The sequence below is a fragment of the Bradyrhizobium sp. 21 genome (genome assembly GCF_023073335.1).
Classification (GTDB): Bacteria; Pseudomonadota; Alphaproteobacteria; order Rhizobiales; family Xanthobacteraceae; genus Bradyrhizobium.
In genome coordinates this window covers 71,515-83,426 of the sequence record NZ_JADPJG010000028.1, presented here as the reverse complement: position 1 = coordinate 83,426, position 11,912 = coordinate 71,515, and the positions used below count along the sequence as shown (strand labels likewise).

At 64.4% G+C, this 11,912-nt stretch carries 12 protein-coding genes; 4 read left to right on the top strand and 8 right to left on the bottom strand.

The annotated features are described in order from the left end of the window. Window positions 1–19 precede the first annotated feature (19 nt). The 3 genes from IVB31_RS22955 to IVB31_RS22945 form a co-directional block, all read right to left on the bottom strand. Window positions 20–1,234 carry an acyl-CoA dehydrogenase gene (locus tag IVB31_RS22955; RefSeq protein ID WP_247327894.1) on the bottom strand — a complete coding sequence of 405 codons (1,215 nt, stop codon included), beginning with the start codon at window positions 1,232–1,234 and terminating at the stop codon, window positions 20–22. Window positions 1,235–1,371: 137 nt separating this feature from the next. Beyond that, on the bottom strand, window positions 1,372–2,448 hold the full coding sequence (ribB, locus tag IVB31_RS22950; RefSeq protein WP_247327892.1) for a 3,4-dihydroxy-2-butanone-4-phosphate synthase: 1,077 nt from the start codon (window positions 2,446–2,448) through the stop codon (window positions 1,372–1,374). A gap of 176 nt (window positions 2,449–2,624) precedes the next feature. After that, window positions 2,625–4,352: a cation:proton antiporter gene (locus IVB31_RS22945; RefSeq protein WP_247327890.1), complete on the bottom strand. Its 1,728-nt coding sequence runs from the start codon at window positions 4,350–4,352 to the stop codon at window positions 2,625–2,627. Window positions 4,353–4,419: 67 nt separating this feature from the next. Between IVB31_RS22945 and IVB31_RS22940 the strand changes: the two genes are divergently transcribed. Together IVB31_RS22940 and IVB31_RS22935 are read left to right on the top strand one after the other, a co-directional pair. Continuing rightward, the gene (locus IVB31_RS22940) at window positions 4,420–4,947 is read left to right on the top strand and encodes a DUF3124 domain-containing protein (protein ID WP_247327888.1); all 528 of its coding nucleotides are present in this window, start codon (window positions 4,420–4,422) and stop codon (window positions 4,945–4,947) included. Between the two features lie 215 nt (window positions 4,948–5,162). Beyond that, on the top strand, window positions 5,163–6,407 hold the full coding sequence (locus tag IVB31_RS22935) for a PLP-dependent aminotransferase family protein (RefSeq protein ID WP_247327886.1): 1,245 nt from the start codon (window positions 5,163–5,165) through the stop codon (window positions 6,405–6,407). Here IVB31_RS22935 and IVB31_RS22930 read toward each other — a convergent pair. Beyond that, window positions 6,404–6,676 (bottom strand): helix-turn-helix domain-containing protein, encoded by a 273-nt coding sequence (locus IVB31_RS22930; protein WP_247327884.1) that lies wholly within the window; start codon window positions 6,674–6,676, stop codon window positions 6,404–6,406. The genes IVB31_RS22935 and IVB31_RS22930 overlap by 4 nt on opposite strands. Window positions 6,677–6,833: 157 nt before the next feature. On the opposite strand from IVB31_RS22930, the gene IVB31_RS22925 reads away from it, so the two are divergent. Next, complete coding sequence (locus tag IVB31_RS22925; protein ID WP_247327882.1) at window positions 6,834–7,286, top strand: hypothetical protein; 453 nt, start codon at window positions 6,834–6,836, stop codon at window positions 7,284–7,286. Window positions 7,287–7,381: 95 nt separating this feature from the next. Beyond that, window positions 7,382–7,603, top strand: a complete 222-nt coding sequence (locus IVB31_RS22920; protein WP_247327880.1) for a hypothetical protein — start codon at window positions 7,382–7,384, stop codon at window positions 7,601–7,603. A 69-nt stretch (window positions 7,604–7,672) separates the two neighbouring features. On the opposite strand, the gene IVB31_RS22915 is transcribed toward IVB31_RS22920, so the two are convergent. The 4 genes from IVB31_RS22915 to IVB31_RS22900 all read right to left on the bottom strand — a co-directional run bounded on the left by IVB31_RS22915 (window position 7,673) and on the right by IVB31_RS22900 (window position 11,847). Next, window positions 7,673–8,491: an aldo/keto reductase gene (locus tag IVB31_RS22915; protein ID WP_247327878.1), complete on the bottom strand. Its 819-nt coding sequence runs from the start codon at window positions 8,489–8,491 to the stop codon at window positions 7,673–7,675. A gap of 144 nt (window positions 8,492–8,635) precedes the next feature. Then, on the bottom strand, window positions 8,636–10,201 hold the full coding sequence (locus IVB31_RS22910; RefSeq protein ID WP_247327873.1) for an alkaline phosphatase D family protein: 1,566 nt from the start codon (window positions 10,199–10,201) through the stop codon (window positions 8,636–8,638). A gap of 118 nt (window positions 10,202–10,319) precedes the next feature. Beyond that, the gene (locus IVB31_RS22905; RefSeq protein WP_247327869.1) at window positions 10,320–10,739 is read right to left on the bottom strand and encodes a hypothetical protein; all 420 of its coding nucleotides are present in this window, start codon (window positions 10,737–10,739) and stop codon (window positions 10,320–10,322) included. A 106-nt stretch (window positions 10,740–10,845) separates the two neighbouring features. Beyond that, the gene (locus IVB31_RS22900) at window positions 10,846–11,847 is read right to left on the bottom strand and encodes a nitronate monooxygenase family protein (protein ID WP_247327866.1); all 1,002 of its coding nucleotides are present in this window, start codon (window positions 11,845–11,847) and stop codon (window positions 10,846–10,848) included. Between the last annotated feature and the right edge of the window lie 65 nt (window positions 11,848–11,912).

Genomic DNA, 11,912 nt, shown 5'->3' with positions numbered 1-11,912 from the left:
CACTACGAAGTCGAGGCGCTCAGAAAAACGCCTGAATGCCGGTGATCGCGCGGCCCAGGATCAAGGCGTGGACGTCGTGGGTGCCCTCGTAGGTATTGACCGTCTCGAGGTTATGGACGTGGCGCATCACGTGGTACTCGGCCGAGATGCCGTTGCCGCCGTGCATGTCGCGCGCGACGCGGGCGATATCGAGCGCCTTGCCGCAATTGTTGCGCTTCATGATCGAGATCATCTCGGGGGCGAACTTGCCTTCGTCCATCAGGCGGCCGACGCGAAGCGAGCCCTGCAGGCCCAGCGCGATCTCGGTTTGCATGTCCGCGAGCTTCTTCTGCACAAGCTGGGTCGCGGCGAGCGGCTTGCCGAACTGCTTGCGGTCGAGCGTGTATTGGCGGGCGCGGTGCATGCAGTCCTCGGCGGCGCCGAGCACACCCCAGGAGATACCGTAGCGGGCGCGGTTGAGGCAGCCGAACGGGCCCTTGAGGCCGGAGACGTTGGGCAGCAGCGCATCTTCCGGCACCACGACGCCGTCCATCACGACCTCGCCGGTGATCGAGGCGCGGAGCGACAGCTTGCCGCCGATCTTCGGCGCGGAGAGGCCCTTCATGCCCTTCTCCAGCACGAAGCCGCGGATCTGGTTGTCGTGCTCGGCCGATTTGGCCCAGACCACGAACACGTCGGCGATCGGCGCGTTCGATATCCACATCTTGCTGCCGGTCAGGCGGTAGCCGTCCGAGACCTTCTCGGCACGGGTCTTCATGCCGGCCGGATCGGAGCCGGCGTCGGGTTCGGTCAGGCCGAAGCAGCCGACCCACTCGCCGCTGGCGAGCTTGGGCAGGTACTTCTTGCGCTGGTTCTCGTCGCCATAGGCGTAGATCGGGTACATCACCAGCGAGGACTGCACCGAGTTCATCGAGCGGTAGCCCGAGTCCACCCGCTCGATCTCGCGCGCGACGAGGCCATAGGCGACATAGCTCGCGTTCGCGCAGCCGTATTCTTCAGGCAGCGTGATGCCGATCAGGCCGAGCTCGCCCATCTCATTGAAAATCTCGCGGTCGGTCTTCTCTTCGAGATAGGCCTTGGTGACGCGCGGCTGCAGCTTGTCCTGGGCGTAGGCGCGCGCGGTGTCGCGCACCATGCGCTCGTCTTCGGTGAGCTGCTCGTCGAGCAGGAACGGATCGTCCCACTGGAAAGAAGCCGAAGCCGGCTTGTCCTTGGCCTGAGGGCGCGCGGTCATGAAACGTCCTTTCGTCTGGTTCCGTCAAAATTTGTCCGACAAAGTAAAGCGCCGCGGCAACAAGTGCAATTGCGTTGCAGATGTACGGGCCTGCGTGAATCCCGGGAATGCGCATCGCGCCCCCCGGAATGACAGCGCTAGCTTTCGAGCTGCTCGTTGGCGACGATCTCGATGCCGAAGCCCGACAGGCCCTTGTAGTCGTGCACCGAAGAGGTGAGATGCCGGATCGAGGTGACGCCGAGATCGCGCAGGATCTGCGCACCGACGCCGACTTCGCGCCACTGGCGGTTGCGGTCGGCCTCGGTCGCGCTCTCCTCGGGCAACGGCGCCACGGGGACACCGGCCGCACCGTCGCGCAGATAAACCAGCACGCCACGGCCGGACTTCTTGAACTGCTCGAGCACGGCCGCCATGCGCTTGTGGCCGGTAAAGGTGTCCCTGACGATGTTCGGCTTGTGGAAGCGCGTCAGCACGTTCTTGCCGTCACCGACACCGTTATAGACGAAGGCGACGTGGGCGATGGAATCGAACGGCGAGCGATAGGCATAGCCCTGCAAGGGACCGATCGGGCTCTCGGTGACGAAGGTCGAGACCCGCTCGATCAGCTTCTCGCGCGCCTGGCGGTAGGCGATCATGTCGGCGATGGTGACGTGTTTGAGCTTGTGCTGGGCGGCGAAGCGGGCGACCTGCTCGCCCTTCATCACGCTGCCGTCGTCGTTCATCAATTCGCTGATGACGCCCACCGGCGGCAGGCCGGAGAGCTTGCAGAGGTCGACCGCCGCCTCGGTATGGCCGGAGCGCAGCAGCACGCCGCCGTCCTTGGCGATCAGCGGGAAGATGTGGCCGGGACGGGCGAAATCGTTGGCGCCGGCATTGGGATTGGACAGCGCGCGGCAGCACGAGGCGCGCTCCTCGGCCGAGATGCCGGTGCCGCCGTCAGGCTTGTAGTCGATCGAGACCGTGAACGCCGTGGTGTGCGCGGAATCGTTGTGAGCGACCATCGGATCGAGCCGGAGGCGGCGCGCATCCTCGGTGGTCACAGGCGCGCAGACGATGCCGGAGGTGTGGCGAATGATGAATGCCATCTTCTCGGCGGTACAGAGCGAGGCGGCGACGATCAGGTCGCCCTCGCCCTCGCGGTCCTCGTCGTCGGTGACGACCACGAGCTCACCCCGGGCGAAGGCCTGCAAGACTTCCTGGACGTTATCGGGCATTTCCCAATCTCTATCGGTTATGAGCGGGAGGCTTAGCCGGACTTGGGCCGGGGCGCTAGTGTCCTGGATGCAACCGCATATTCCGGGTAGCGGGCCTGATAAGCGGCTTCAGGCTTGCACCGAGCATACCAGGGATGTAGGCGCGGATGCCGCGGGAGGAAGGCTGCCGGGTGCCGTCAGGGCAACACTTCGCGCCGCTCCCCGAGCCGCTGATCGAGCTCGGCGCGCTTGTCGGCCAGAAGGCCGGCCTGGGCGGCCTCGATCACGGTCAACAGTTCATGGGCGTCGCTGAGCCGGGTCACCGTGACGTAACTGGCGCCGGCCGCATAGAGCTCGCCCACATCCGACAAGAGATCGGCCGTGGCAATGATCATGGCGGTCGGGTTGAGGGTGCGGACGTGGCGGACTAGCTTCGCGTTGCTGGCGCCCTTCAGAAGCGCATCCGGCACGCTGAGGATGATCATCTCGGACTTGCCGATTCCGGCATGGAGCAGCGTGTCGGCGCTGCTGATGTCGCCATAGATCACGTGCAGGCCGCGCGACAGCAGGGTCTGGTACACATTGGGGTTGAAGTCGATCACGGTGATCTGCTCGAGCAGCACCGGGGCCTGCCGTTCGATCTCGGCCAATAGCGCGCTCGCCGCGCGGAAGAAGCCGAGGATGACGATGCGGCGGGCCTCGCCATGGCCGCCCTCGCTCCCCTCCTCGCCGTGCGCGCCGTCGTCGAGGTCCTTCAAGCCGATCCGCTTCAGGGGACCGATCGCCCAGCGGGTGATCTCGTCACTGCGGCTCATCGCAAAGGTCGAGAGCACGGCCAAAACCACGAAGGCGAAGGAGGCCGCATTGGCCGTCTCGGCCGCGATGTGGTGGTCGGCGACCCCGGTCTGGATCACCACCAGCGAGAATTCGGAGATCTGCGCGAGGTTCAGGGCCGGCAGCAGGCTGGCGCGCAGGCCCTGCTTCATCAGATAGAGCGGGGCGAAGGTGGTGACGAGGCGGCTCACCACCGTGAATGCCGCGATCATCAGCGCCAGCCCGATCACGGAGAGACCGGGCACCGGAATGGTCATGCCGAGCGCGACGAAGAACAGCGTGATGAAGAAGTCGCGCAGCGTGGTGACCTTGGCGGTGACGTCGAGCGCGTAGGGAAAGGTCGAGAGCGAGACGCCGGCGATCAGGGCGCCCATCTCGCGCGACAGCGACAGCCGCTCGGCGGTCTCGGCGACCAGGAAGCACCAGGCGAGCGCACCGAGCAGGATCAGCTCGGGGCGGCGGGCGATCTGGTGAAACAGGCGCGGCAGCACGTAGCGGCTGACCAGCAGCGCCGCTGCGACCAGCACCGCGACACGGCCGATCGACAGCAGGATGACGCTGACTTCCAGATTGGCGAGGCTCGGCTGCACCGCCAGGAACAGGATGGCGAAGATGTCCTGCAGCACCAGCACGCCGAGCGTGATGCGGCCGGGCAGCGTGTCGAGCTCGCGTTTCTCGTAGAGCACCTTGACGATGATGACGGTGCTCGACAGCGCGCAGGCCACGCAGAGATAGACCGCATCAAACTGCCCGCCGCCGAGCGACAAGCCGATGCCTGCGAAGAACAGCACCCCGAGCAGGCAGCCGCCGACGAGCTGGCCGCCCGCGGCGAACAGGATCACCTTTCCCGCCCGCACGATCTTCTTCAGGTCGATCTCGAGCCCGATCATGAACAGCATGAAGATCAGGCCGAGCTCGGAGATGACGCTGATCGATTCCTGCGACTTGACCCAGCCGGCGCCGAATGGACCTATGCAGAAGCCGGCGATAAGGTAGGCCAGGATCAGCGGCTGCCTGCTGAAATGGGCGAGCAGGCCCAGCATCCAGGCAAACAGGATACAGAGAGTGATGTCGCGAATGAGCTCGTGCATGCCAGATGGGTCCGTTTTGCCGCACCCTAGTGATCGAGTGCGGCGCGGCAAGCGAGCAATTCGTCACATGCGGACGGGGCTCGCCGTTGCAATGCTGCTATGCCCGCTCGCGTCCGCACAGCCCGCGCTCGCGCAGCCCAAAGTCAATGTCGAGCAGAGTTCTGCCGATTCGCTTACTGCGGTGCCAAAGGAGGAGCTCGCCGTCTCCGGCGGCTTCTACGTGCCGGCCTATTCCAGCGTGGCGATGAGCCAGGGCAAGCTGCGCGTCGATTTCTCGGTGACCTTGAGCATCCACAACGCCTCCGAGACCCAGGCGCTGGTGGTCAAGCGCATCGCCTATTTCGATACCGCAGGCAAGCAGGTCGAGAGCTATCTGAAGGCGCCGGTCGCGCTGAAGCCGCTCGCCACCGTCTCGATCTTCATTCCGACCGACGACGTCCGCGGCGGGACCGGAGCCAACTTCCTCGTCGACTGGGCGGCTACAGGCGAGATCGCCGAGCCCGCAGTCGAGGCCTTGATGGTTGGCGGAGTCGCCAATGCGCATTACGCTTTTATCAGCCAAGGTCGTCCGACGAGGACGGCGGGGAAAAAATAGAAAACCCGAAAACAACCCCATGCACAGTAGGCCCAACCCGCAAAATCAATGACTTGCCGGCCTACGCGACGCGTATGCGGATTTTACGAATTTTGTTTGACGCGTCGGGCAAAACACTGGCATGATGACATCATCGAAATCGCGGCGCCCGGTCGGCAGCAGGCTGGCCGCCCAATAAAAACAACCACTCAATAAAAACCACGAGGAACGCTCCCATGACGTCCAGCTTCGATTTCGCGCCCCTGTTTCCCGCAGGGCTGCCGGCCCCCTCTGCGCGCTGGACGGGCCTCGCCAAGTACAGTTTTGTCGGCGGCAACAATGACTCCGAGCAGGTGCCGCTCGATCAATTGATCGAGGCGGCCAACCTGGCTCTGCGACGCGAAGGCCGCTCGCTTGCTACTTACGGGCTGGCACATGGTCCGCAGGGCTATCTGCCCTTGCGCGAATTCCTGGTGACAAAACTGAAGCGCGATGCCGGCATCAACTGCACGGTCGACGATCTCCTGATCGTGTCCGGCTCGCTGCAAGCGCTCGACCTCGTCAACGCCACGCTGCTGACGCGCGGCGATACCGTGATCTTCGAGCAGGATAGCTATCAGGGCTCGCTAACCCGTTTGGCACGGCTTGGAGTCAATGTGGTTGGCATCCCGCTCGACAAGGACGGCATGCGCATGGACGTGCTGGCCACGGCGCTGGCCGACCTCAAGGGCCGCGGCATCCGGCCGAAATACATCTACACCATTCCGACGGTGCAGAACCCGACCGGCAGCATCATGCCGGAGGGCCGCCGCGCGGAGCTGTTGCGGCTGTCGGCGGAATACGGCGTGCCGATCTTCGAGGACGATTGCTATGCCGATCTCGTCTGGTCGGGACAGCGGCCGCCGGCGCTCTATGCGATGAGCCCGAATGGCGGCGTGATCCATATCGGCTCGTTCTCGAAATCGATCGCGCCGGCGCTGCGCGTCGGCTTCATCGTCGCGCCCTGGGAGGTGATGTCGCGGATGCTGGCACTGAAGACCGACGCCGGCTCCGGCGCACTGGAGCAGATGGTGCTCGCCACCTATTGCAAGCCGCATTTTTCGACCCACGTGCCGGCGCTGACGAAGGCGCTGCGCACCAAGCTCGACACGCTGATGGAAGCCCTCAATGAGCAATTCGGCACTGCGGCCGAGTTCGAGGAGCCGAAGGGCGGCATCTTCCTTTGGGTGAAGCTGCCCGACCAGGTCGATACGCTGAAGCTGTATCAGGCCGCGCTCGCGGCCGGCGTATCGATCAATCCTGGGCCGGAATGGTCGACCGACAAAAGCCATTCCAGCTCGCGGCTGCGGCTGTGCTTTGCGAGCCCTTCGCATCAGCAGATCCGCGAGGGCGTCGCCGTGCTGGCGGAGGTCTGCCGCAAGGAGTTCGGCGTGCCGGCCCGCAGCGCCAACGTGGAGAAGCGGGCCCAAGGTTCGCTTTAAGCCGCCCGAGGCTGGCTGCCGTGGATCGCGGAGGCCAGCCGCAGCAGCAGTACTATCGAGACGTTGCCCTTGCCGGCCTCGATCTGGGCGATGTAGCGCTCGGAAATCCCGGAGCGGCGGGCAAGCTCCCGCCGCGACAGGTCGCAGCGCATGCGCGAGGACCTTAGGCGGTCACCCAGCTCAGCCAGAAACCCGGTCTCGGAATAAGGCGGCACGCCACAGCTCCCCGGCAGCACCTCGCCCGCGAAATCCCTGACTTGATTGAGCATCGGTCTATCCAATTTCGCCTTCGGGAGCGCCATCCTAGCCCTGATACAGCCGGCCTCATTGACGCGGATCAAATTCGCGCGCGAATGGCGGTCTGCGTGGACGATCGCGCGCGGGATGCTACACTTCGGCATTATTGGAAGCGGGGCTTTTCAGAACATGACGCGTTGTTTGAGCCGCTGGATCACGGCGGCGCTGCTGTGGTTTGCATTCGCGCCCGCGGCCGGCGCCGAGACGCTTGCGGCGACGGTCGAGCAATGGGGCCTGCTCGGCTCATGGGCGGTCGATTGCGCGGCTCGGCCCGACCGCGACAAGGGCGCGGTGCTGACTTACGAAATCCGGAACGACGGAAGGGTGATGTACCGGCGCAATTTCGGCGAGGCCAAGGACGAGAACGAAGTGGTGTCCGTCACGGTCGGCACCGAGGGTCTGCTCAATGTGATGGTTTACTTCCCCTCGCTGCACCAGACCCGTGAGTTCGGGCTGCTGCTGTCAAAGCAAGGTAGTTTGCGCGCGATCTACAATCGCAGCGAGCGCGGCGAGTACACGATCAGGGACGGCAAATACGTCGCGACCGGCGCGCCAACACTTTCACAACAACGCTGCGATTAACCACCTGAACAGCCGTTCAGAAATCTCCTGCGATTCTTGCGGAACGTTCCCGCACATGCGCGGTTTTCCTGTGCACTGAGTTGGAGGAGGACATCATGAAGAAACTTGCTTATGTGGTTGCGGCTCTCGGCGCGTTCGCGATCGTTGCGCCGACGATGGCAAATGCGGAGACGGTGGTGATCAGGAACGGCCATCATCACGGCTACGGCGCCCGCGCCGAAATGCGCGAGCATCGTGACCACGGCTGGCATCGCGGCTGGCATCATCACGACCGGATCGTCGTGGTCAAGCGTGGTCACCGTCACCACTGGGACTAATGCGCAACGCAATACGGAAATGGCCCCTCACGGGGCCATTTCTTTGCGTGTTCGACACCTTCGGCGAAGTTAGTCCCATGCCGGCGCGAAGCCGGGATTGACGCAGCGCCTGTCCTTCGGCAGCGCGGCGATCTTGGTGCGGTCGGCCTCGTCGAGCTTGATTTTCAGCGCGTCGATATTGGCCTGCTGGCTCTCAAGGCGCGAGGCCTTCGGGATCGCAGCAACGCCATCCTGATCCAGCAGCCATTTCAGCGCGACTTGCGCGGCGGTCGCGTTGTGCCTGGCGCCGATCTCGGCCAGCACCGGATCAGATGCGACGCGTCCCTGTGCCAACGGGCAATAGGCGACCAGCGGAATCGACTTGGCCTGGAGATAGGCCAAAACTTTCGCTTGATCGAGCATCGCGTGATATTCGATCTGGTTGCAGGCGATCGGCGCCTTGATGTCCTCGACCGCGATCTTGAGCAGCGCCGTGGTGAAATTGGCGACGCCGATCGCCCGGGTGCGCCCTTCCTCCTTCAGCTTCATCAAGGTCTCAAATACCGCGCCCCAGTTCGCGGCCTTCGACGGCCAGTGCACGAGATAGAGGTCGACGTGGTCGAGCCGAAGCTTCTTCAGGCTGGCGTCGAAGGCGCGGCGGACGGCATCGGGGCCGAGATTCTCGTGCCAGACCTTTGTCGTGACATGCAGATCGCCACGCGGCACGCCAGCCGCGGCGAGCGCAGCACCGATCGGCTCCTCGTTGGCATACATCTCGGCGGTGTCGATATGGCGATAGCCGATCGACAACGCGCTCTCGACTGCAGCGCGGCAGGCATCGCCCTGCATGCGGAAGGTGCCGAGGCCGAGCTTGGGCATGCTGATGCCCTGTGTCTTGAGATTATCCATGGGTCAACTCCTGAAATATTTCGGCCCGCCGGATGCGCGCGGCGATGCCGCGTGAGCAGACTCTTCGGTGATGGAAAAGAGGTGGCGGGAAGGACCACTATAGCGCGGGAGGCGCGGGGCGGCCAATCAAGATCGGGTTAGCGGCTATGAATGCTGCGCCACCACGGCCTGGCGCGCCTGTGGCTGCGGCACGATGTCGACCGACCAAAGGTCGCGGTCGTCGACATCCTTCAGGGTCACGGTCATTACTCCCGAGCTACCGTCGATGTCGACCTTGCCGAAAAACTGGAGTCCGAAGCAGGGGGCCAGATTTTCGCCCTGCGCCGGGCTGCACCCGTTTTGATACATCGCGACCGGGCCAAAGGTGTCGTCGAGCTCTCCCGGGCCCCAGGTGCCGGCGTGCAGGGGGCCGGAGACGAATTCCCAGAACGGTTCGAAGTCCTGGAATTGCGCTCTGTTCGGATCGTAGTAATGCGCGGCCGTGTAATGCATGTCCGCGGTGAGCCAGACGATGTTGCGGATTCCGGCGCGCTTGATGGAGGCGAGAAGATCGGCGATCTCGTGCTCCCGCCGGTCGGGCGCTCCATTGCCGAGCGCGACCGCATCGAGGCTGACCAGGCCGATCGGCAAATCGGCCGCGATCACCTTCCAGGTCGCGCGCGAGGCCGCGAGCTCACGCTTCAGCCAGGCGAGCTGCTCGGCCCCAAAAATCCAGCCGCGGTGGTCGCTGCCCTTATTCCAGCTGTCGTCGCGATAGCTGCGCATGTCGACCATGAAGACGTCGAGCAGCGGGCCGTAAGAGATCTTGCGATAGACCCGCCCCTTTCGCGTGCCGATGTCGCGGATCGGCATGAAGTCGAAGAAGGCACGGCGGGCGCGTGCGACCAGGCGCGGGGTGCCGTCGTCCTCGTAGCCGGCCTCGTCATGGCTGCCGGTCGGCGACCAGTCGTTGGTGACCTCGTGGTCGTCCCACTGGGCGAACATCGGCACCTCGGCGTGGAAGGCGCGAAAATGCTCGTCGAGATGGTTGTATTTGTAATTGCCGCGGAATTGCGCCAGCGTGTGCGCAACCTCGGATTTCTCCTCGGTGACGACATTGCGCCAGGTCTCGCCGTTCGGCAGCTTCTGCTCGGAGGGAATCGTGCAGTCGGCGTAAATGTGGTCGCCGGAGTGGATGAAGAAGTCCGGGCGGTTGTCGCGCATGGTGCGATAGCTGCGATAGCCGCCGCGCGCGGTGTCAATGCCCCAGCCCTGGCCCGCGGTGTCGCCGGACCACAGGAACGAGATCGACCGGCCCGCGGCCGGTGCAGTGCGGAAACGGCCGATGCGGCTTTCGCCGGCGATGCCGCTCGCGATATCGTCGAAGCGCACACGATAGAAGATGTCCTGCCCGGGCGGCAGATCGGCGAGCTGCAGCTTTGAGGTGAAGTCGGCATCCGGCAACGCGTCGCTCGAAACCGACGCGATGACGCTCTTGAAGCTCTCCACGGTCGAATATTCCACCTGCATCCGCGCCGGCCGGTCGGCGCGCGCCCATATGACGGCGGAGCCATTCGAGACGTCGCCGGACTGGATCCCGCCTGCGATCTGTGGACGGTCGGCGGCACGACTGAGATGTGGCTTTGCGAGCGCGGCGACGGCGAGGCTGGAGGTGGAGCGGACCAGGAATTGCCGCCGAGTCCAGGCGCGCGAGGCGCGGAGCGATGCCATTCAGGAAACCTTCGTCGAATCGCGACGGAAGGTGCCTGCGTCGTTTGACTCCCGGCTTACGGTTTCTTGACCGTGGGCCTACGGTTTTACGACGTGCGGATGACGGCGCGGAACTGAGCTAGTGCTTCCAGTTGCAGATGCCGCCGCTGCGGCAAGGCCAGGTCTGGATACGGGTATCGCTCGCCTGCGCGTCGAGCGGATTGCCGTGGCGATGCGCGAGCCTGGTGCGGGCTGCACCGCGCGGCTGCGCGGGCTTGGCCTGCGCGACCTTCGGCTCCGCCACGCGCACGCGTTCGGCGGCGACCTTCTTCGGCACGTCGACCGGCTCGGCGCGCGCCTGCGCCTCGTTGCCGCCGCGCGCCTCCAGCGCGACCGGCGCGAATTGGGTTTCGGGCCCAAGCCGCTTCGGCGACATCACCGCCTTCGAAAGATCGAGGCCGAGATACTCACTGGGCTTGTAGTCGTCAGCACGCGCGACGCCGCCCCATGCGAGCACGAGGGCAACGGCAACGGAAAAAGAAACGCTGTTCAGGACCACGGACGCCTCCTGAAATTGATTGTTAAGAAGTAATTTACCTCTATTTGGGAGGCGTCGCGCGCATTTCCAGCGGTCAACTGCCGCCGTGGTTAAGAAGTTTGCAGTGTCAGGCGACCTTTCGCGGTGCACCCGTCCCTTCAAGGAACCCCATCAGGCGGCTGCGGATGATGGTTTCCGCCTCAGCCATGATCCTGTCGACGAGTTCCTTGCAGGTGGGGATGTCGTGGATGAGGCCGGCGACCATGCCGCAGCTCCAGGCACCCGCGTCCATCTGCCCGTCCAGCATGATCTTGGGATAGACGCCCGCGACCTGATCGTGGATGTCGTCGATCTTCAGCTTGTCGCCCTTCTCGCGTTCGATCTCGAGCAGGCGGTCGACATTGGCGTTCTTCAGCACACGCTCGGTGTTACGCAAGCTCCGCATGATCAGGCGGGTGTCGAGCTCGGTCGCCGCGACCAGCGCGTTCTTGACGTTCTGATGCACCGGCGCTTCCTTGGTGGCGATGAAGCGCGTGCCCATGTTCATGCCGGCCGCGCCAAGCGACAACGCCGCGACGAGGCTGCGCCCGTCGGCCATGCCGCCGGACGCCACGAACGGGATCTTCAACTCCTCCGCCGCGCGCGGCAACAGGATCATGTTGGGAATGTCGTCCTCGCCCGGATGTCCGCCGCACTCAAAGCCGTCGACGCTGACGGCGTCGCAGCCGATACGCTCGGCCTTCAGGGAGTGCCGTACCGAAGTGCACTTATGGATGACCCTGATGCCAGCAGCCTTCAGCGCGGGCATGTGGGCTTCCGGGCTGCGGCCCGCGGTCTCCACACTCTTCACCCCGCCTTCGACGATGGCCGCGATGTATTCCGGATAAGGCGGCGCGGCGAAGGTTGGCAGGAAGGTGAGGTTCACGCCGAACGGCTTGTCGGTCATGTCGCGGCAGCGTGCGATTTCCTTCGCGAGCAATTCCGGCGTCTTCTGCGTGAGACCGGTGATGATGCCGAGCCCGCCCGCATTGGAAACGGCTGCAGCCAGCTCGGCAAAGCCGACGAAATGCATGCCGCCCTGGATGATGGGGTGCTCGATGCCGAACAGTTCGGTGATCGCGGTCTTCACGTAAGTTACCTCCCGGAGTCTTGCTTGGTGTTCCGGCCAGTCTAGCCGGACTCCTGCGCGGCGGT